The organism is Jejudonia soesokkakensis, from assembly GCF_042664795.1.
Taxonomy (GTDB): domain Bacteria; phylum Bacteroidota; class Bacteroidia; order Flavobacteriales; family Flavobacteriaceae; genus Jejudonia; species Jejudonia soesokkakensis.
Genome location: NZ_JBHTBN010000002.1, coordinates 190,312 through 212,683, shown reverse-complemented (window position 1 = coordinate 212,683; position 22,372 = coordinate 190,312). Strand labels below are relative to the sequence as shown.

15 protein-coding genes are annotated in these 22,372 nt (G+C 36.6%); 5 read left to right on the top strand and 10 right to left on the bottom strand.

Features of this window, described 5'->3' with window-relative positions:
- Positions 1–52: 52 nt before the first annotated feature.
- Entirely contained in the window at positions 53–2,971 is a 2,919-nt protein-coding gene (locus tag ACFQO1_RS05585; RefSeq protein WP_380216996.1) for an FAD-binding and (Fe-S)-binding domain-containing protein, read from the bottom strand.
- Positions 2,972–3,111: 140 nt separating this feature from the next.
- Between ACFQO1_RS05585 and ACFQO1_RS05580 the strand changes: the two genes are divergently transcribed.
- Positions 3,112–3,615 carry a hypothetical protein gene (locus tag ACFQO1_RS05580; protein ID WP_380216995.1) on the top strand — a complete coding sequence of 168 codons (504 nt, stop codon included), beginning with the start codon at positions 3,112–3,114 and terminating at the stop codon, positions 3,613–3,615.
- 73 nt (positions 3,616–3,688) lie between these two features.
- Here ACFQO1_RS05580 and bshA read toward each other — a convergent pair whose 3' ends face one another.
- The 8 genes from bshA to ACFQO1_RS05540 are packed head-to-tail and all read right to left on the bottom strand — an operon-like array spanning position 3,689 to position 13,024.
- Positions 3,689–4,819: an N-acetyl-alpha-D-glucosaminyl L-malate synthase BshA gene (gene bshA, locus ACFQO1_RS05575; protein WP_380216994.1), complete on the bottom strand. Its 1,131-nt coding sequence runs from the start codon at positions 4,817–4,819 to the stop codon at positions 3,689–3,691.
- Positions 4,816–7,773: a glycoside hydrolase family 3 N-terminal domain-containing protein gene (locus ACFQO1_RS05570; RefSeq protein WP_380216993.1), complete on the bottom strand. Its 2,958-nt coding sequence runs from the start codon at positions 7,771–7,773 to the stop codon at positions 4,816–4,818. The genes bshA and ACFQO1_RS05570 overlap by 4 nt, the downstream gene beginning before the upstream one ends.
- Positions 7,774–7,792: 19 nt before the next feature.
- Complete coding sequence (locus ACFQO1_RS05565; RefSeq protein WP_380216992.1) at positions 7,793–8,278, bottom strand: ABC transporter ATPase; 486 nt, start codon at positions 8,276–8,278, stop codon at positions 7,793–7,795.
- A 2-nt stretch (positions 8,279–8,280) separates the two neighbouring features.
- Positions 8,281–9,072 carry a (Fe-S)-binding protein gene (locus ACFQO1_RS05560; RefSeq protein WP_380216991.1) on the bottom strand — a complete coding sequence of 264 codons (792 nt, stop codon included), beginning with the start codon at positions 9,070–9,072 and terminating at the stop codon, positions 8,281–8,283.
- A gap of 32 nt (positions 9,073–9,104) precedes the next feature.
- Entirely contained in the window at positions 9,105–9,539 is a 435-nt protein-coding gene (locus ACFQO1_RS05555) for an LNS2 domain-containing protein (protein WP_380216990.1), read from the bottom strand.
- A 28-nt stretch (positions 9,540–9,567) separates the two neighbouring features.
- Positions 9,568–10,893 carry a 4Fe-4S dicluster domain-containing protein gene (locus tag ACFQO1_RS05550; protein ID WP_380216989.1) on the bottom strand — a complete coding sequence of 442 codons (1,326 nt, stop codon included), beginning with the start codon at positions 10,891–10,893 and terminating at the stop codon, positions 9,568–9,570.
- A gap of 3 nt (positions 10,894–10,896) precedes the next feature.
- Positions 10,897–11,847, bottom strand: a complete 951-nt coding sequence (locus ACFQO1_RS05545) for an MlaD family protein (protein WP_380216988.1) — start codon at positions 11,845–11,847, stop codon at positions 10,897–10,899.
- A 55-nt stretch (positions 11,848–11,902) separates the two neighbouring features.
- Positions 11,903–13,024, bottom strand: coding sequence for an N-acetylmuramoyl-L-alanine amidase family protein (locus ACFQO1_RS05540; RefSeq protein WP_380216987.1), 1,122 nt, complete (start codon positions 13,022–13,024; stop codon positions 11,903–11,905).
- Between the two features lie 208 nt (positions 13,025–13,232).
- Here ACFQO1_RS05540 and ACFQO1_RS05535 point away from each other — a divergent pair, with 208 nt between their 5' ends.
- Positions 13,233–15,896 carry a putative LPS assembly protein LptD gene (locus tag ACFQO1_RS05535; RefSeq protein ID WP_380217220.1) on the top strand — a complete coding sequence of 888 codons (2,664 nt, stop codon included), beginning with the start codon at positions 13,233–13,235 and terminating at the stop codon, positions 15,894–15,896.
- A gap of 30 nt (positions 15,897–15,926) precedes the next feature.
- Positions 15,927–16,307 (top strand): Rid family detoxifying hydrolase, encoded by a 381-nt coding sequence (locus ACFQO1_RS05530; protein ID WP_380216986.1) that lies wholly within the window; start codon positions 15,927–15,929, stop codon positions 16,305–16,307.
- A gap of 197 nt (positions 16,308–16,504) precedes the next feature.
- Here ACFQO1_RS05530 and ACFQO1_RS05525 read toward each other — a convergent pair whose 3' ends face one another.
- Positions 16,505–20,884 carry a translocation/assembly module TamB domain-containing protein gene (locus ACFQO1_RS05525; protein ID WP_380216985.1) on the bottom strand — a complete coding sequence of 1,460 codons (4,380 nt, stop codon included), beginning with the start codon at positions 20,882–20,884 and terminating at the stop codon, positions 16,505–16,507.
- 111 nt (positions 20,885–20,995) lie between these two features.
- Between ACFQO1_RS05525 and tsaD the strand changes: the two genes are divergently transcribed.
- Together tsaD and ACFQO1_RS05515 are read left to right on the top strand one after the other, a co-directional pair.
- Positions 20,996–22,018 carry a tRNA (adenosine(37)-N6)-threonylcarbamoyltransferase complex transferase subunit TsaD gene (tsaD, locus tag ACFQO1_RS05520; protein WP_380216984.1) on the top strand — a complete coding sequence of 341 codons (1,023 nt, stop codon included), beginning with the start codon at positions 20,996–20,998 and terminating at the stop codon, positions 22,016–22,018.
- A gap of 25 nt (positions 22,019–22,043) precedes the next feature.
- Entirely contained in the window at positions 22,044–22,370 is a 327-nt protein-coding gene (locus ACFQO1_RS05515) for a TfoX/Sxy family protein (RefSeq protein WP_380216983.1), read from the top strand.
- The last annotated feature ends 2 nt before the right edge of the window (positions 22,371–22,372 follow it).

Below are 22,372 nucleotides of genomic sequence, written 5' to 3'. Positions count from 1 at the left end.
CCAAACTTAAAAATTAAAGAATAACTGTTTACTGCTATAGCGAAGTGAATATTTATACCAACGCTTGTCTTAAAATAGTTACTGGATGTAACGCTTCACGTCCCGTTCCATCTTTGATCTGGTGCCGACAGCTGGTTCCGTTGGCAGCAATAATGCACTTTTTATCGGTCTTACGGACCAAAGGAAACAATTTTAATTCTCCAATTTGCATACTCACCTCATAATGCTGTTGTTCATATCCAAAACTCCCTGCCATTCCGCAACAACCGGTTGTCATAATCACAGGTTTATAATTTAAAGGTAAATTTAAACTATCAAAAGTGACTTTCTGATTGCTCAATGCTTTTTGATGACAATGACTGTGGATCTTTATGATTTTTTCTTCGGAAGTAAATAAGTCTGCTGTAATATTTCCCTTTTGTATTTCGGAAGCTAAAAATTCTTCGATCAAATGCGTATTCTTCGCTATAGCTCTGGCTGATGCTTCATCGCTTGCCAACCGTAAATATTCATCTCTAAAACCAAGAATTGCCGAAGGTTCTATGCCAATGAGGGGTGTAGTTTCTGAGACTAAGGTTTTTAATGCTGAAACATTTTTATTAATTTCAACTTTTGCTTCTTGTAAAAAACCTTTCGATAACAAGGCACGAGCACTATCCAAGCTATCAATAATGGTAATTTTATACCCTATCCTATCTAAAAGTTCGTAAGTGTCTATCGCAATTTCAGATTCCAGATAATTACTAAATTCATCTACAAATAAAACTACTTCGCTTCTAACTTTATTATTTTTAATGTGCTGTTTTTCAATATTCTTAGTATATCTACTAAAACTATTAGTTGAAACTTTAGGAATACTCCTATTAGTGGCAACCCCGCTCCATTTTTTGATCCAGCTAGAAGTCATTGGATTCGAAAATAACCCATTAGCTAGCTTCGGAAACATTGCTGCTTTTTTATTATAATAACTACTTTTCCCAAATAATGTATCAGCTCTGGAAACTTTATTGTTTTGATGGTATTGGTACAAGAACTCTGCCTTGGCAGTTGCCATATCCACATTGCTTGGACACTCAGTCCCACAAGCTTTACAGCTAATGCAGAGATCAAATACAGCTTTAAGATCTTTAGAGTTGAATTTATTAGCAGCCTCATTATTTGCAAGGACTTCCCTCAAAACATTAGCTCGAGCTCTTGTTGTGTCTTTTTCATTTTTGGTCGCCTGATAACTAGGACACATCGTACCAGAAGCTTCGGCACTTTTTCTACAGTCACCGCTACCATTACATTTTTCTGCTAATCGTAATATACCTTGGGAGTCACTAAAATTCATCAGTGTCTTAGGTTCTTCTATTACAACCTCGGCGTCATATCGCAACGATTCGTCCATTTTATAGGCATTGACGATTTTTCCAGGATTAAAGATATTATTTGGATCAAAAGCTGTTTTAATTTTTTGGAGTAACTGGTAGTTTTTAGTTCCTATCTGACTTTCCAAAAATTCGGCACGTACTATTCCGTCGCCATGTTCGCCAGAGAAAGACCCCTTGTATTTCTTTACCAATTGTGAAACTTCAGTAGTGATCTTTCTGAAAAAAGCAATATCTTTTTTTTCCTTTAAGTTTAAAATAGGACGTAAATGCAACTCCCCTGCCCCTGCATGTGCGTAATAGACTGCTTCTTGATTATACTTTTTCATTAAAGCAGAAAATTCTAAGATATAAGCAGGTAAATCTTCTAGCGCGACAGCCGTATCCTCAATACATGCAACCGCTTTGTCATCTCCTACCATATTCCCCAGTAGTCCTAAGCCAGCCTTACGTAGCTCTAACGCCATGTCAATTTCGGTTCCGTATAAAATGGGTCGTGCATACGATAGGTTAGCATTTAAGAGGGATTGTTGTAGGGATGCCACTTGATTCTGAAGATCATATTTTGTTCCTGCCCTTAATTCCAGCATTAATACGGCTTTCGGATTCCCTTCAATGAAAAAACGATAGGCTTCGTATTTTTTGTTTTCTTTGGTTCGTTCCAAGATGACGTTGTCCATCATTTCACAAGTATACAAATCGTGTTTCATCACATTGTTAACATCATGCAGAGAATCTTCCAGTGATTTGTATTGTGCAATTACCATTGCCGAATGTTGCGGGGGTAACTCGTCTAGCTGAAGTGTTATTTCAGTTGTAAAAGCAAGTGTGCCTTCGCTTCCGCAAAGAAGACTACAAAGGTTTATAGGAATATTCGTTTCAGAAAATAAAGACATATCCAGCAGAGCGTCGACTGCATAGCCAGTATTTCTTCGGTGAATTTCTGGCTTGGGAAACTGTCTTTTAATTTCATTGCGAGCTGTTTCAGAAGACAATGAATCGTGTAAGGTTTTATAAATAGTTCCTTCTACGGTTTCTTGTGAAGCTTTTATAAGAAAATTATCCTTTGAAATCGGACCAAAGGTCACTTCGCTACCATCAGACAGCAGTGTCTTCATCTCAAGCACTTTATTTCTCGTAACGCCGTATTTTATGGAAGTCGTTCCACTACTGTTATTTCCCACCATGCCACCTATCATACATCGGTTTGAGGTGGAAGTATTTGGACCAAAAAATATTCCGTAGGGCTTTAGAAATTCATTTAATTCATCACGAATCACCCCAGGTTGAACCGTAACTGTCTTGTTGTTAGTGTCAACTGAAAGGATTTTAGTAAAATATTTAGATACATCTACGACAATTCCGTTACCTACACATTGTCCTGCAAGCGAAGTACCTGCAGTTCTTGGAATTAATGAAGTATTGTGTTTTGTTGCAAATGCGATAAGGTGTTTTATATCTTCTTTGGTTTTTGGAAATGCAACAGCCAATGGTATTTTGCGATACACTGAAGCATCAGTAGCATACATAGATGTATACAAAGAATCAAAGTGGAAATCACCTTTAAATTCTTCTTTAAAATTTTGCAATAGCTGTTTCATCTGCTTCAGTAAAAATAAGAAAAGCAAAAAAGCAACACGCATAAACTTTGGGATTATTTTTAGGTTTTATTGGTATTGCATTAACAAGCAGGTAAGAAATATAAGCCTACTTTTGGTTTAGTAACAAAAACAACTTATTTATGAAAAAAATAATTTTAGTATTCGCTTTTTTGGGAACTATTGCATTTAATGCAAACGCTCAAGATCAAAGCACTTTAATTGCAGAAAATGCCATTGGTCTTCGTCTAGGGGACAATGATGGATTTGGAACTGAAGTGAGTTATCAAAGAGCTGTTGGTTCAAACAACAACCGTTTAGAGTTCGATTTAGGATATCGTGATAACAGAAATTTTAACGCCTTTCGTTTAACTGGGTTATACCATTGGGTATGGAATATTGACGGAGGTTTTAACTGGTATGTAGGTCCTGGTTTAGGAGTTGCTCAGGTCAATTTTGAAGATGACTTTGGTGATTTTGACGATGATTCTGAAACTTATTTTTATGCAGCTGGAGATATAGGGATAGAATATAACTTTGATTTCCCATTACTATTATCATTAGATTTTAGACCAGAATTTGGATTTGGAGATTTTAATGATGATGTAGATTTTGATATCGCACTTGGAGTACGGTATCAATTCTAAATGATATTAATTAAGCTAAGCCTTTATAAGGCTTAGTTTATTCATAAAAAGTCTTTCTTCGGAAAGGCTTTTTTTATGACACATACTGAATGGCTTTGGCATAAACCTCCTCATACATGGGCACAATATTCTGAGTGTCAAATTTTTTAGCAGCTTCTTTCGATTGCTTTTTAAACTTTTTCAGTGTTTCGTTACTTTCTAAGATAGAAATTGCCTTTTTTGCCATGCCTGAAACATCGCCAACCTCACTTAGATAACCACTCACACCATCAACATTAACTTCTGGCAATCCGCCGGTATTACTTGATATAACGGGAACTCCATTAACCATCGCTTCTAAGGCTGCCAACCCGAAGCTTTCCTTTTCCGAAGGCAATAAAAACAGGTCTGTAAAACACAATATTTTATGAATCTCACTACTATTCCCTAAAAAAATCACTTTATTTTCAATTCCTTTATTTCTACAATACTTCTCTGCAGGTTCACGCTCTGGGCCTTCTCCTACAATTAAAAGTTTGGCAGGAATCTTCTTCTGAATTTTATAAAAGATTCTTACCACATCCTTAATTCGCTTTACAGGTCGAAGGTTACTAATATGCGTAATTATTCTTTCCTCTGGTTTGGCCATGAGATCTCGTTGGCAATCAGTATAGGGATTATCATGCGAAGTGGTATCAATAAAATTAGGCACCACATGAATGTCGTTTGTAATATCGAAAAGACGTAACGTATCATCTTTTAAGCTTTGTGAAACCGAAGTAACGACATCACTTTCATTGATACTAAAGGTAACTGCTGGTTTATAAAAAGGATGACTTCCTACCAGCGTAATATCAGTTCCATGGAGTGTGGTCACCATAGGTATATGAATGTTCTCTTCAGCCAGCATCTTTTTTGCCATATACCCTGCATATGCGTGTGGGATGGCATAATGAACATGTAAAACATCAATTTTATACAATTTAACCATATCCACTAGCTTACTGGATAACGCTAATTCATAGGGCTGATAGTGAAATAAAGGATAATCAGGTACCGAAACCTCATGAAAATGAATATTACGTGTGATTAATTCCAAACGTACAGGCTGTTTGTATGTTATAAAGTGAATTTCGTGTCCACGCGCAGCCAATGCAACACCTAATTCTGTTGCAACTACTCCACTTCCACCAAAGGTGGGATAACATACAATGGCTATTTTCATTTGTTTTCGGTTAATTCTATTGAAGGTTCTTTATTGGTATAGTCAATAGCTTCATAAATCGCCTGCTGAATATTACTTCTCAGATTACTACCTATAAGTTTTCTATTGTTCGCATCTGGAAACGTCCTGTTAGACATGAAAACATATACAATTTCTTCTTCAGGATCTGCCCAAGTAAATGTTCCTGTAAATCCGCTGTGTCCAAAACTACTCAAAGATACACAACCACAGGTAGGTCCAGAATCTCCAAGTTGTGGCTTATCAAATCCAACTCCTCTACGAATGTCATCCTCACAGTAATAGCAGGTATTAAAAGCTTCTAAAGTTTCTTGTGAAAGATACCGTTTCCCTCCATAATAACCGCCTTGTAAGTACATTTGCATCATCTTGGCCACATCATTTGAATTACTAAACAATCCAGCATGACCACTTACACCGCCCAGCATTGCGGCACCCTGATCATGTACATAGCCATGAACTTTTTGCATTCTATAGGTATGGTCATCTTCGGTAGGGACAATGTCTGCAAGCGTGAATTTTTCTTTCGGATTGTAAGTTGTGTAATTCATACCCATTGATTCATAAAAATCTCGTTGCACCACCTTCTCCATAGGGTTTCCGAAGAAATTTTCTATATATTCCTTTAACAGATAATAAGGTAAATCACTATACCGGTAGCCAGCTCTGTCTCTAAGATCACTTTCTTTAATGATTTTATAAATGCTGTCCCGATAATCTTTCCGAAGGTATAGATCTTCTGCTACTTTCACTGTAAACCTTCCTCCAGGCTCAGACCTGTAATATTTATCTGAAGGCAACCCTGTAAGCGTATCCAATGTTTCCACATAAAAAGGAATCCAGGCTTTTAAACGAGCGGTGTGTGTCAACATTTGCTGCAATGTGATATTCCCTTTATTTGATTTTTTAAACTCAGGCAGCATTGCTGAAAGTTTTGTATCCATAGAAAGCTCTCCACGATCCACAAGCTCCATTACTACCGGAAGAGATGCAAGAATTTTTGTTAGAGATGCTACATCGTAAATATCATTGCTTTTTACGCTATTCTTCTTATCTTGTTCGTGATACCCAAAGTTTTTATTGTAGATCACTTTTCCTTTACGTGCCACCAGAATTTGCATTCCAGGAGTCATTCCACCCCAAAGTCCAACACGAGCCAAAGAATCTATCTTTTTTAGCTTATAACTATTAAGACCTACACTTTCGGGAGTTCCATATTGCAGTCGTTGTAATGATTTTGTTTCATAGTGCGTGTTTAGTGGAAAATCTTCTCCTAAAGAAACAGGTAATTTTCCTTTCGCTTCACGTGCGCCAAAAATCAACTGAGCCGATAGCTGCTGAGAAACCTCACTATTTTGATAAGACATTACAATCCCTTCAAAATTATTAGTGGTTTTAAGATCAAGCATAGCATAAGGTCGTGCAAATACATCTAGAATGACTGTGTTAGTACGAGCTATTTCATAAAGCCAGGTAAGTTCATTATCTGTAAACGTATAATCCTTCCAGGGATTTTCATTCGATTTATGAAACCCTACAATTACATAGTTATAGTTTTTGAGTTTCTTAATATACTCGTCCAGTTTTTCGGCTTTTACAAAATCAATGTCTGTATACTTTCGCAATTCATCCAAAAAAACTGCTCCAGAATCATCCCCTAAGTTGATATAGGCGATTTTTTTCTTCTGAAGGTCTTTAATGGGCAGGATAGCCTTTTTATTTTTTAGTACAGTTAAAGCCTTCTCCATCGCTTCTTCATATAAAGCATCATCTAGTACTGAGTTTAAGTCCTCCACCAAATAGTTAGTATCTACAGGTGTATAGTTATGCAAACCCACTTTATATTTAGCGTAAAGAATTTTCTTAACCGAAAGCGCCAAACGCTCTTCAGTTATTAAGCCTTCCCTAAAGGCATTCACTAGTATTTGATGTGCTTTAGGGATGTCTTCAGAAATCAATAAAACATCGTTTCCTGCCAGAAATGCTGCCAGATCTATTTCCCCAGGAACACTGAAATTAGCAGCTCCCTTCATATTTAAGGCATCGGTAAAAATCAAGCCATTAAAGCCTAATTCACCTTTTAGCATATCTGTAACAATCGTCTTTGATATCGAGGACGGATAATCATAACGTTCTTCTAATGAAGGAACATTTAAATGTGCAACCATCACACTGCTCAATCCAGCGTCGATTAACCTTCGGTATGGGTACAACTCTATACTGTCAATTCGTGCTTTGGTAAAATTAATAGTTGGTAAGGTTTTATGGGAATCGGTATCGGTATCTCCATGCCCTGGAAAATGCTTTGCATTGGCTAAAATTCCAGCCTCTTGCATTCCTTTCATAAAAGCTAATGATTTGTTGGTTACATTATCTTTATCTTCTCCAAAAGAGCGATTTCCAATGATGGGGTTTTTAGGATTGGTATTTATATCGACAACGGGTGCAAAATTTATGTGAACGCCCAAACGTTTAGAGTGTTCTCCAATTCGTTTTCCAACTTTTTGTACAATTTTGTCATCTGTGATAGCGCCCAACGTCATATTCCATGGATAGGCAAAAGTCGAATCCAATCGCATAGCAAGTCCCCATTCGGCATCCATGCCTATCATAAGAGGTATTTTTGCTAATTCCTGAAACTGATTATTTATTTTTGCCTGTCGTTGCGGGCCTCCTTTTGAAAAAATCACGCCACCAATATGCTGATTCTTAATCAATTCTTTTACTTTATCCACTTTAGACTGTGGATCACTCGAAAAGATATCAACCATGAATAGCTGTCCTACCTTTTCTTGTAACGACATATTACCATAGATGCTATCTACCCAGGCCTTTTGATTGGGGTAATCATTTTCAAGTAGTAATGGATTTCTTTGTTGCGCAAACAACGCAATAATAGGAGTAAGTAAAAAGAGGGCTGCAATCGTTTTTTTCATGATTTCTAAGGTACAAAAACTATGCTAGAAATCTATTGTGCCAACTTTCTTTTGCGGGTACTTCCCAGTTTTCAAGATACTCGGCTTTGGTATTCACTAAGTTATTAAAAACTACAGTATTTGGCGACACCGATTTATTTTTAGCCATTTTTCTGAAGTCTGAAAGTGACTTGTGTGCGATATAATCTCCACTATAAAATGTGACATTCATTTTGTCAAGTAGATCTATTTCAAACTCTTTTTCCAACTGCTGAATAAAATGTACCGAAGCATCAATGCTACAACCAGAAGCTGAAGCGTTTTCCTGATTCAAACCAATAATGATAAAACGGTTATATTTTACTTCAAATCCTGCTTCCAGATTGGCTCCATGTGCTGTCCATTGCGTTAAAAATTCTGAAGTTTTTGATTGTATAATGGAAACTTCCTCTTCGGAAAGCTTTCGGTTAGATTGATATATCCAGATTCTTGAATCGTCTGGTAAATTTTTAAAATCTGTCAACATAATTATAAATCTGAAGCATTCGCAATCATTTCGGCTACATCCATTACTTCGATCTCACCTTCTTTTTCTTTTCCTTTTACCCCGTCGGTTAACATGGTATTACAAAATGGACACCCTGCAGCAATAACATCTGGTTGCACTTCCATAGCCTCTTCGGTACGCTCAATATTGATGTCTTTTTTTCCTGGTTCTGGTTCCTTAAACATCTGAGCACCTCCGGCTCCACAACATAGTCCGCGCGTTTTACAACGCCTCATTTCTACTAATTCAACTTCCAACTTTTGTAATAAATCTCGTGGGGCTTCATATTCCCCATTGGCACGACCTAAATAACATGGATCGTGAAATGTAATCCGTTTTCCTTTAAATTTTCCGCCCTCTACTTTAAGACGACCTTCATTTAACAAATCTTTTAAAAACTGTGTATGATGTACTACCTCATAAGTTCCACCTAATTCAGGATATTCGTTTTTTATGGTATTAAAACAGTGTGGACAAGCAGTAACTATTTTTTTTACTTCATATCCGTTTAATACTTCGATATTAGGCATGGCTTGCATTTGAAATAAAAATTCATTTCCTGCGCGTTTTGCAGGATCTCCCGTACAACTTTCTTCGGTACCTAACACTGCAAAATCAACACCCGCATTATTTAATAGTTTTACAAAAGCTTTCGTGATTTTTTTGGCTCTATCGTCAAAACTTCCAGCACATCCTACCCAAAAAAGAACTTCTGGTTTTTTTCCTGCTGCCATATATTCGGCCATTGTTGGCACTTTTAATGCTTCACTCATATCCTTATAATTTATAAGATCTAAATCAGTTTTTACTCTTCAAATACCTGTATGGTTACTTTTTTATCTACTAGGTCTGTAAATTTTCCTTTGTAGCGGGTAGCTTTCACCAAATGATTGTCTACCCAATGGTAATTTCCTCCTCTGGGTTTTCCCATTAGTAAGGAATGATAATTAAAACCATGTTTTTTGAGCCACTTTTCTGTTACTTCACGATGTTCTTCGGTCCTAGAAGTAAAAAAACAGATAAGATGACCTTGATTATACCATTTATTTAATGTTTTTAAAGCATCTGGAAAAGGCTCACAAGTCGCCATACGTTCTGGTTCTTCGTTTGGTACATCTTCAGTTATGGTACCGTCGATATCAATAAGGTAATTTTTTACACCTTTAGGCAAGACCGGGCTTATCTTTTCACCATCTTCAACTTTATCATGTAATAACTTTTCTGCTTCTTCTTTGTTCATAATTCTTTCCGTAGTTCGGATTTATCTTTTAAGCTTCGTTTTTCCAGTTTAATCTATCCATCTGATTGTAAGGCCAGGGTGCTCCGTTATTTTCGATGTTTGTCATTGCACCATTTAATTCCATTGGAGCTGCAGACTGTTCCATGACCAGATACTGACGCATGTCCATGATGATTGATAACGGATCAATACTCACAGGGCAGGCTTCCACACACGCATTACAGGTCGTACAGGCCCACAATTCTTCGCGTGTGATATAGTCGTCTAGTAATTGTTTACCGTCTTCTTTAAATTCTCCTTTGTTGGAATCAATATTTTTACTTACCTCTTGCAAACGATCCCTAGTATCCATCATAATCTTACGGGGAGATAATTTTTTACCTGTCTTATTTGCGGGACATTCGTCGGTACAGCGACCACATTCGGTACATGTATAGGCATTTAATAATTGTATCTGATTGAGATCCATGACATCACTCGCACCAAATTTTGCTGGCGCCTCGGCACCTTCAGCCGGAGCAGCAAATGGATCGGCGTTGGGGTCCATCATTAATTGAACCTCCTTAGTGACAGCCTCATTATTCTTAAATTTTCCTTTTGGGGTAACCCTTCCGAAGTACACATTGGGAAACGCCAAAATAATATGCAAATGCTTTGAAAAATAGAGGTAATTGAGAAATACTAAAATGCCAAGTATATGTAACCACCATGCAGTTCTTTCAACAAGAATAAGGGTCCCTTCTGAAAGTCCATCGAAAAGAGGTGCTATTAAACCACTCACCGGAAACATTCCTGCTTCTACATAATGTGCAGCGCCCATTTGTTGCAACTGAAGATCTGCTGCATTCATCGTAATGAAGAGAACCATTAAGACCATTTCAAAATAAAGAATATAATTCGCGTCATTCTTTGGCCAAGAAGTCATTTCGTTTGCCCAAAACCGTTTGATTTTTTGAATGTTTCTTCGAGTCCAAAAAAAGATCACGCCAATAAAAACCAATAAAGCCAAAATCTCAAAAGTTGCGATCAAATAATCATATACGAGACCAAGTCCAGCAAATACTCGATGAGTTCCCAAGATACCGTCTATAATGATTTCCAGCACCTCAATATTAATTACTATAAACCCAACATAGACAATGATATGTAATAATCCTGCGATAGGTCTTTTAACCATTTTTGATTGCCCAAGTGCAATGCGGGCCACATTTCCATAACGCTCTCCTTTATTATCGCTCACATCAACTGGATTTCCAAGTTTGATGTTGCGAATGATTTTTCGGATATTAATAGTGAAATAACCTATACCAGCGACTAGCGCCACTATAAATAAGATATTAGGAATGTACTGCATGAGTTACTTTTTAGGGTCGTCTGGTGCTTTATATTCTCCTGGCTTTTTGCCAAATAAAGAAAAGTGAACATATCGTTTAGGATTCAATTTTAAATCCTGTAATAATTCCTCCAGTTGTTTGGTGGCAGCTTCGAGGTTCTCATAAACTTGTTCTTCTTTGAGTAATTTCCCAAGATTGCCCTCTCCTCTATCAATAGACTGAGCGATTTCGTTTAATTGACCTGTAAAATTTTCAAGATCGCTAATCATTTGCCCTACTTCAATTTGTGACAATGAATCTGAAAGCTTTGCGAAATTCTGAGTAGTAATGTCCAGATTGGTAAAGGTTCTGTCCAGTTTGTCTGTATTATTTGCTAATACTCTATTTAACTTTGTTGAAACTCCATTGAGGGACTGGAGGGTTCCGTTAAGACTGTTAATCGCCTCTTTTAAATTATTTCTAGTTGGCTCATCAACGATATCTGTAAAGGCAAGTAACAAAGTATCTACCGTTGAAAGTGTATTGTTTACTTTTTTCTCTAATGGCCCTAATGCTTTGGTTACGGCACTTAACATCCCATCTTCAACTGAACCCGTAAGCGTATCTCCAGAAACAGCAACGGTGCCTGCATCGTAAACAGGAAAAATACCTAATGATTTACCGCCAATTAAACCGCTACTATAAATTCTTACTTCACTGTTTCTTGAAAAAGAAAAATCATCTTCTAACGTAAATTCTACTACGAGGCCGCCTTGTGCATTTAAGAAATCGATACTAGAAACTTTACCAACTTTAAGCCCGTTAATGGTTACAGGAGCTGATTTGGCAAGGCCTTCGACATTATCATATTTCACATAAAATGTCCGGTTTTTCTCAAGAAGGTTAGTCCCTTTTAAATAGCTGTATCCAAATATAAATAAGAGGATCGCTCCTATGGCCAGTATACCTGTTTTTACTTCTCTAGATAGTCTCAATGTTGAATTTTTTGCTTTTAAGCAAATTTAGAATAAAAATGTTAGAATTGGGAGTTTAATTTACCTCAGATTTTAAGGCTTCGGAAAGTTCTATTTTTTCACCTTTTTTAAAAGCTACAATATAGCAGGTCGTATACCCTTTTTCTTGTGCAAAAGTCTTCATTAATTGAATTTTATTATAATCTGAAGTATCCCCATAATAGTATTTATAAAGTTCCCCTTCTTTTTTTCTGTCAATATCTTTTAGTCCTTTAAAATTAGAAGATTTTGTATCTATTTTCTTACTGCTAGCAGCTAACTGTACTTTGAAGGTAATGTCTTTATATTCTTTCTTTTCGGTAGTTTCAATTGCATTTTCGATCTCTTCGGTTTCAATAGTTGGATTCTGAAATTTTTCAGTAGACATGGCAAGACTATTTTTATAGGTCACTATAGCTTTAGTAATTTCTTGCGCCATTTCGGTTTGCCCCTTACTAGAATTAAGATAGGCACCTTCTTCTTTGTTGGAAAGAAACCCCGTTTCTATCAATACACTTGGCATATATGTATTATGTAATACCCAAAAACCTGCCTGTTTTACACTTCTGTCTTTTCTTTTAAGTGAATTGGTAAAATTATTCTGAACCAAAGTTGCTAAAGCAATACTCTGATCCAGATACTCTTCCTGAAGCAACATCAAGCCAATTAAAGATGTAGGTGAATTAGGATCAAAACCTGCATAGGTTTCCTCATAATTGTCCTCTAAGAAAATTACTTCATTCTCTTTTTTAGCTACTTCAAAATTTGCCTGATTTTTATGCAATCCTAAAACCCAGGTTTCGGTTCCGTAGGCCTGACTATTATGTGCATTGCAATGAACTGACACAAAAAGATCTGCATCTGCTTTGTTTGCAATATCTGCACGATCTTTCAGTTTAATAAACACATCCTTTGTTCGTGTATAAATTACTTTGACATTTGGTTCTTTCTCTAAGGCAGCTCCGATTTTTAAAACTATATTTAAAGAGATTTCATCTTCTTTAAAACCATTCCAGGTGTTTCCTGTATCGTCACCTCCATGACCCGCATCAAGCACAATAACAAATGGTTTTGTGGTATCATTCTTGAGCACTGTAAATGAAGTTCCTGCAACAAAGAGAAAAACAAGTACGAAATAAGATAATAGTTTCGTTTTCATAGGTGTAAAACGTGCGTTTTTATTTGATATTTTAAAAAGTTGTATTTTAAAATTGAAGCCAAAAAAATATGCTTAATTTTGAGCCATCTGTTTCTGAAAAGATAGATTTTCAAAAACTAAGCCAAATTTACAAAATTAAAGGTTCGCAGCATTGCAAATAAATAAGCAATCCGTATTAATTATATGCATTCTACTGCTTGGTAGCACATTGTTGCATGCACAGGATATACCCGCTAAAAATGAAGTGGTTATCCCTTCTACCATACAATCTGATACAGTTATTGCTTCTCCTAAAGCTATCATTTCTGAAAAAAACGAGGCCATTGTCGATACTATTAAGACAGACACGCTAAAACCTAAGAAAGAATATCTTGACAATATTGTAGAGTATTATGGGGAGGATTATGTATATCTAGACCGAAAGGAAAACAAGGTATTTATCTATAATGAGGCATATGTTATCTATGGAGATATTCGAATTGAAGCCGGTTTGATTGTTATTGACAATAACCGAAAGGAAGTCTATGCAAAAGGAATTGATAGTGCTGGAGTGTATTCACAAAAACCTGTATTTAAACAAGGCCAGAATATTGTGGAGCCCGATTCGCTTCGGTTTAATTTTGATTCTGAAAAAGCACTGGTCTATAATTCGCGTACCGAACAAAGCGGGTTTAAAGTAAAGGCTGAAGTGACCAAGAAAGTAAATGATTCAGTAATCTATCTGAAGAATGTAAAATTTACGACTTCTAAGAACATCGAAGATCCAGAATATTATTTCTACACGCGCAGAGCGAAATTTGTTCCGAAGAAAAAAATAGTGACGGGCTTTACCAATATGTGGATTGCAGACGTCCCTACTCCTATTGGGCTTCCATTTGCATACTTTCCTTTAACCGAAGACAGAACATCTGGGTTCATCATCCCAACGGTTGGAGAAACATCGCGTCGCGGATTTTTCTTTCAGAATGGAGGATACTATTTTGCAGTGAACGATTATGTCGATCTTACCCTTCTTGGGGATTATTATACAAATGGAAGTTATGGATTACGGGGCGAATCAACCTATGTTTTAAAATATAAGTTTCGGGGAAATGTAAGTGTTCGTTATGAGAATCTAATTAACAGTGAACGAGGTTTTCCAGATTTTAGTCAGTCGTCTGTTTACAACATCCGCTGGTCCCATTCGCAGGATGCAAAGTCGAATCCATCTTCCCGATTTTCGGCCTCTGTGAATTTAGGAAGTAGTAGGTACTTTCAGCAATCAATTAACCAAACCAACAATGCCAGCGCGCTGGTAAACACTCTAAACTCTTCGGTTTCCTATTCAAAAACTTTTGAGGGAGAGCCACAAGTCAATGTCACAGTTGCAGGAACACATTCGCAAAATACGAATACACAGCAAATTAATATGTCACTACCAAATGTGACGGCAAGTGTCTCAAGAATTTATCCATTTGCCCCTAAAATTGGGACTAAAAAAGGGGCGCTTCAGAATATCAACTTTCAATACGACGTTCGCGCAGAAAACCGAATACAGACGACCGACTCTTTATTTTTCACTCCAGAAATGTTTGATAATGCCCAAATTGGTGCCCAACATACCATTCCGATTTCGACCAACTTTAAAATTCTAGATTACATAAGTGCGTCTGCGAGTACACAATTTCAGGAAACATGGGTACTTAAAACCATACGCCGACGTTTTGACCAAACTCTTGATAATGGAGCGGGAGCTGTGGTACAAGATACTATTCCAGGGTTTGACAGTTATAGAACTTATAATTTCTCTACAGGATTAGGAACGACTATCTATGGATTGTTTCCTTTCGGAAATGATAAAAAAATTCAGGCTTTACGGCATGTAATGCGTCCTAATATTAGCTATAACATCAATCCTGGTTTTGATCAATTTTACGACTCGTATGAAGTCCCTATTGTTTCTGCAGATCCGGAAATTCAAAATGAAGTTGTACAGTATTCGAGGTTTGAAAACACTTTGTTTGGTGCTCCAGGAAGAACCTATTCCAGTAATATTGGATTCTCATTGAGCAATACTTTTGAAGCCAAAGTTCGTGACCGAGATACTACTGCCACTGAACCTAAAAAAGTAGTCTTACTTAATAACCTTAATTTTTCAACCGCTTACAATCTGGCTGGGGATAGTTTAAATATTAGTCCGTTGCGAGTTTCTGGTAGTATTCCTGTCATCCCAAAATTAGACCTTAATTTTATTGGAACCTTAGACCCTTACGCACTGGATAATAATAACCGGCGCATTGATATGTTTAATATTGATAATGGGGGTAGTTTATTTCGATTGACTAATGCGAATTTAAGTTTTAACTACTCCTTTTCGAGTAAAGATTTTGAAGGTCAAGGCACTCAAAAAGATCTGGACAGAATTGATAATGATACATTTAGAAATGGTGGTCGACCCGATGATCTGTTTGGAGATGCGACTAATATTAACGACGGAAGGATATTTGAACCCGATGATGAAAATGAAGATAAGACCGGCATCGACTGGTATAATTATAAAATCCCCTGGGATTTAAGGCTGGCATACACAATCACCTATAGTAATGGGCAGCGACAGAATGAAATATCCTCTCAATCACTTATGTTTAGTAGTAATCTGGAACTTTCGCCACGATGGAAAGTAGGCGTGTCATCTGGTTACGATTTTAAAAACGAAGGTGTCACTTTAACACAGCTCCGTTTTCAGCGGGACCTAGAAAGCTGGCAAATGAGTTTTAACTGGACCCCTATTGGTAGTATCAATACTGCGTGGTATTTTTATATTGGTATAAAATCTTCGGTTTTAAGTGATATTAAGTATGACAAACGAAGAGAACCAGATCAACAATTGTAATAGTTCCCCCGACTTTTCAGGGATTCAAGTATGAAAAAAATAATTACAACGACCAAAGCCCCAGCTCCAATTGGACCTTATAATCAAGCGGTACAATATGGTAACATCCTTTATACTTCTGGGCAAATTGCTATAAATCCTACTTCAGGAAAACTTGAAACAAGCGATATAGTTTCAGAAACAAAATTAGTGATGGAAAACCTAAAAGCCGTTTTAGAAGCCGCAGGAATGACGTTTGAAAACATACTAAAAACTTCTATTTTCATTTCAGACATGAATAATTTTGCAGCGATTAACGAAGTGTATGCTAGTTATTTTGATGAAAATACTGCACCTGCACGTGAGACAGTTGAAGTTGCCAATCTACCTAAATATGTAAATGTAGAGATTTCGGCTATTGCTGGGAAGTAGTGAATCGTGAGTTCTGGGTTGTGGGTTGTGGGTTGTAAGTGAATTAAAAAATATGAAAACCGTCAACTGAAAACCGTCAACTGAAAACCGTCAACTGAAAACCGTCAACTGAAAACCGTCAACTGAAAACCGTCAACTGAAAACCGTCAACTGAAAACCGTCAACTGAAAACCGTCAACTGAAAACTGTCAACTCAATCATTCCTCTTCTTGTTTTCCTTTACTGTTAAAATCAACAGGTAATGTATCATCATCTGGCGTGACTGGTAATTCTTCTTCAGATTCTAAAGTCAGTTTTTTGTTGAATAATTTCTGAACTAATTCTCTAAACGTATCAAAATCTACCGAATAGGATATTCCTGCGCCTTGTTCAAATATCTGATCTTCACCAATAAATTGAATGTCTGCCTGTCGGTTAAAGAAGCTCATACGAAGGCTCCCATCTTCATTAATTAACCATTGCACTTCAATATCCCCTGCAACAGCAGTCTCATTAACACCACCCACTGGCACTCCAACTTTTCCATTAATTAAAATTCGTTCATTGATTTGCGTCGATAACGTAATTCCAAACCTGTCCGCAGACTGTTGATTGGGTAATCTACTTCCTTGGCTATAATCCAATCCCACTCTAAATTTACTATCCTGACCAGCAAACAATTCGTTTACCAACCCTGAAACTCTTTCTGTCACTATACTTTGTGCTGAAAAAACTCCGGCTCCGGCAAAATCATCATTTACAAAAGAATTGGAAGCAACGAGAAACAACGCCTGTTTTTGTCGTTCATCTGCGTTCTGAAGCTTATAATCCAACTCACTGCGAACGATAGAACTGGTTCGTGGAAATTCTATTCTAAAATCTAAATTTGGCTGTAATAATTCCCCCGTAAGATCAATAAGCACTTCTACTGGGATTTTTCGGTTAACCGTAGGGTTGTCCAGCAATACGGAAGGATTTGCCGTAGTTTCATATTTGGCACTAATTGCTAATCGGGCTCTTTCGGGATCTCCGTCCCAGTTAATGTTTCCGCCAGGGACTACATCAATCGTCTTACGTATAAACCCACCATACCTAAAATCATACACACCTTCAATCACAGTAAATTCGCCCCACATATTAAACTTTCCGAGGGTATTGATACGGATCAGTAATGTTCCTGCCCCTCGTCCTTTCAAGGTAGAATTATTTACCTTATCTACCACCACTTCAACTTCGGCATTATCGTTTATATCCAAATCAAAATTTAGAGAAAGACCTTTCACTTCTCTAGTTACAATAGATTCGCCACTAATACGAGCCTGTTTTTCGGCTGGAGACAAAAATTTTATAAAAGAATCATCACCAATAGTTTCGGTATCACTTATCGGAATTTTAAAGCTCGTTCCTTCTTCGGTGGTCGCAACTACATCTATTACTAATTCGTCTATTGGGCCGCTAATATCTGCAGAGCCACTTATAAAAGCCGTTCCGTAGTATAATTCATCATCATCGGGAGGTGTGTCGAGTACTAACAATTTTTCTGGGGCTTCTATAAATAAATTTAGTCCCCAATTATTAAAATTCTCGTGTGTGGCATTTCCTGTAAGAGTTCCTTCCGTTTTATACTTGGTATCGGTTATGGTTACGGTTCTTAGATCGAGTTTGTTTTTGGTAACTGTAATTTGTGAATTATCCTCAATATCAAAATCAACATTGAGGTAAGGAATTTTAAGTCCGCTTTCGTTCAAATTAATTCTACCTATAAAATCAGGACTTTTATAATTCCCAGATACTCGCACGTTCCCTGATGCCAGTCCGCGTATGTTGGTTATGACGTCTCCCCCAAACGGACTAAAGGCCTGCAAATTAAAATCATTAAGGGTCACATCCATTTTTATTCGTGGATTGTTCTGCGTTACATTTATCTGTCCTATGGCAGTTATGGATTTTACATTGTTATTGGTAAGTGTCGTATTGATATCATATTCGGTGAGATTCTCGTTTCCTTCTACGGCTAGGTTTAAATTACCAAAAGGAACATCATTAATAACCACATTATCAATTTTAACGGTTGAATTTGGATAATATGCCCCATTTTTCTGAAGAAAATCAAAAGATCCATTAACATTTCCTTCCAGTCGTAGGCTATCAATTTGGGGTGTAATATTTCCAATATTGACGTCTTTAAAACGCACTTTGAGATCTTTATAGGTCGAATCGCGCAGTTCTCCAGCTAATTGGATAATTTCGTCATTATGACTCAATACCAGCGAGTCAATTTTAACTTTCGAAAAATTATCGTCAAAAACAACTTTGTTTAGATTATTGTTGTTCTCATTTAAATACCAAACATTATCCTTAAACGTAATATCAGATTTTTTTACGCCTACTACCGATTTCCCTTCCGGATTGATAGTGTGAAAAAGTGATAAATTAAAAAGATCGTCTTTAGTCTTTCCTCCTCTAAATTCTGAACGTAAGTACAAAGTATCATTAATGGTCTTATTGATCATACTCACATCCACTACATTATAAACCCCAGTATATACTGAGTCAACAGACGCATACGTATTATACAATGGATTGCTATTATCCACTTGAAGATTTACCTTTCCGAGGTAATTATCAAATAAAAGGATTTCTGGCGATTTAAAATCGAGCTTAAACTTTGACTCATCACTAAATACCGACCCTCTAATTCGAGTATTTTCTCCTAATTCTATTTGCGGTACGAACAGATCCACAATTTTGTTATTGATTAAAAAATTGTAATCAATGTATTGATTTGTAGTTACTTCCTTCGGAATGTAATTTGCATAAATACTACCAATTCCGTTACGGAAGAGATTCGGAATATCTTCCACTTTAAATTTTCCTGAAATTTCTCCATCTACAATATCTGAAGAATTTACCTTTATAGTGCGAACCTCATTTTCAATGGAAGAGACGATATTAAAGTCCTGAAAGAAGAAATCATCACGTTCATTCTGGTAAAACGTATTCTGAAACGTTATCGATCCCACCGCATCATCTATCGTAGTTCCATCCATATCCATGATGATTTTTCCGGTAAATTCTGAAATACTGTCCCGCTTAATTAGATTTAAATTATTTAACTCGGCAAATTCTACATTGGCTTCAAAATCATACTGATTAAAATTCTTAGAAACATCGACAAGCCCTTTAAAATTAAGTTTCAAATTTGGATCATTAATACTTAGGTCCCCATTAAAGATGGGATTTTTTAAATTACCAGACACCGTAATATTTTTATAATCATAGTCTTCAAAAACAATAGATGAAATCGTTCCATTTATTTTTGTATTGACCGTCTGTTGTGTAAATCCGCGACCATCAAAAGTAAGGTTTGCAGAAACTGTTTTTAAGGATTCGGTGTTTACTAATTTTCCAAGATTTACTCGTGTTAAGATTGCTTTTCCACTGTAAAACGCATTTTCAAAATTATTGATATTGCCCATTTGTAAATCTGCATCGACTGTGCCAATTTCAGTGCTAACAATGCTATTGCTTTGTAAAGAAGTTCTCGTAATAGTCGAGTTGCCAATAAAGGTAAATCGTCCTAAGGATTTTAGTTCTGCTGGCAGAACATCGCCCAATATTCTTGGCATTAAGCGTCTTAATTCATAATAACTGGTAGATAAATTATGGTTTTTAGCATCTATGATAAAGTCTGTTTCTTCTCGTAATAAATTTTTAAACACCAAATCACCAGAAATATAATTTCCACCTACCCGTATGTTTCCGCCATAGAAATTAAAATCGTTTAAGTTCCCTTGAATTGTCCCGTCAATCTCAAAGATCAAGTCATCGCCAAACTCTGGATAAAATGCATTGAGGTCATTGGTAGCCAAACGGGATTCATCAAATTCTGCATTAATGGTTACTCCATTTATAAAATCGGCAAGGCCGGATTCGCCATACGAAAACAAAAGATTTCCTTTTAACGTAGAAGCTTCAGTTTCTAAAAGTAACTCCTTTAGCTCCATTTTTTCCAGCGTATAGGTAAAATCTGATTGTAGATTTTTAATAGAAAAACCTCTGGCTGCATCTAAAGATAGTTCTTCTATTTGAGCGGTAACATCGGTATCGTCAATTCTAAAACTTTCGGCAAATAGATTTACGTTTGTTAGCGTGAGTATATCGGGAGTTTCAGCATTTTCATCAGTGATGGTTACTTTGCTATCGGTAAGCCTTACATCGTTACTAAAAAGTGAAAATGGATTGGTACTTTTTTGTCCAGTATTAAATTTTTCAGAAAAAATATAGAGATTATCACTTTCTTCGCCTTTGTATGTTTTTACGTATAATTTTGCCTGCTGGAGGTGGATGTTTCCGAAGCCAAGATCTCCTTTAATTAAATTCTGAAAGCTAATCACATTGGTTTGAAGTTCCCGAGCGTAGATGAGCGTGTCTTGGTGATGATCTGCAATATAGACCTCCCGAATATCTACCTCTCCTTTCCAATTGAGACCTATACGGCCAATATGGATGTCAGTTCCATAAGTTTCATTGAGATCTGTGGTAACTTTAGTGGCAATGTAGGTTTGTACCTTCGGAATAGACAAAATAATAATCAAAAGCAGCAATAACAATACGATGATTGCAAAAGAGCGAACTATTATTTTTCTAAGCTTTTTGATACGCTTTTAAAGTTTTAATTTTACAACCAATAAATATGCCTCTTTACATTGAAAGAAAATAATTGCTTCATTCTAGGTATTGAATCGTCCTGTGACGACACTGCTGCTGCTGTCATAAACAACGGCATTGTATTGTCTAATGTTGTTGCTACACAAAAAATCCACGAGGAATATGGTGGTGTAGTTCCGGAGCTTGCTTCAAGGGCGCATCAACAAAATATTGTTCCGGTTGTGCATCAGGCATTACGCAAAGCAAATATCGATAAAAATGATGTATCTGCCATAGCATTTACACGCGGACCAGGACTTATGGGATCGTTACTTGTAGGCACTTCATTTTCAAAGTCTTTTGCAATGGGATTGAAAATTCCATTGGTTGATGTGGATCATATGCAGGCTCATATTTTAGCACATTTTATAAAAGTGGAAGGACAAACTGTGCCCAAGTTTCCGTTTCTAGCAATGACCATTAGTGGAGGTCATACTCAAATTGTAAAAGTGACTGACTATTTTTCGATGGAAGTCATTGGGCAAACCATTGATGATGCAGTAGGTGAAGCTTTTGATAAAGCAGGAAAAATATTAGGACTCCCCTATCCTGCGGGACCTTTAATTGATCGATACGCAAAAGAAGGAGATCCTAAAAGGTTTAAGTTTCCAAAACCGAAAGTAGATCCTATGGATTTTAGCTTTAGCGGATTAAAAACAGCAGTACTTTATTTTGTAGAGAGAGAGGTTGCAAAAGATCCTGACTTCATTTCAGAAAATATAGAAGATATTTGTGCGAGTCTTCAGTTTACCATTGTGAGCTACTTAATGGATAAGTTAAAAAATGCTGTAAAACATACAGGAATAAAAGAAATAGCGATTGGAGGTGGTGTTTCGGCAAATAGCGGTATTCGAAATGCTTTGATTTTAGCGAGGCAGAAATACGGATGGACCACACACATTCCTAAATTTGAATATTGTACAGACAATGCCGCAATGATAGCCATGGTGGGTGAATTAAAATTTAAGAAAGAAATGTTTGCCACGAATGAGGTGACTGCAAAGGCACGAATGAAGTTTTAATGTATTTTTACTGAAACAAATCCTAATGAGTACTTCCGAAGAAATTGTACGAAGATTACGAATTGCTGTCATTCCTTGGACTTCTCATATTACCGAAAAGAAAATGTTTGGAGGCCATTGTATGCTGTATAAAGGAAAAATGTGTGTAGGAGAAACCAAAGAGCGATTAATGGTACGCGTCATTCCTGAAAAAATGGAAGAAATTATAAAGAGACCCCATGTTAGACCTATGGATTTTACAGGAAAACCTATGAAGGAATTTATTTTTGTTCAAAAAGAAGGATTTGATACTGAAGAAAAATTACAGCATTGGATCGAGTTGGGAATTGAACATGCCGAATCTAAACAGTAATT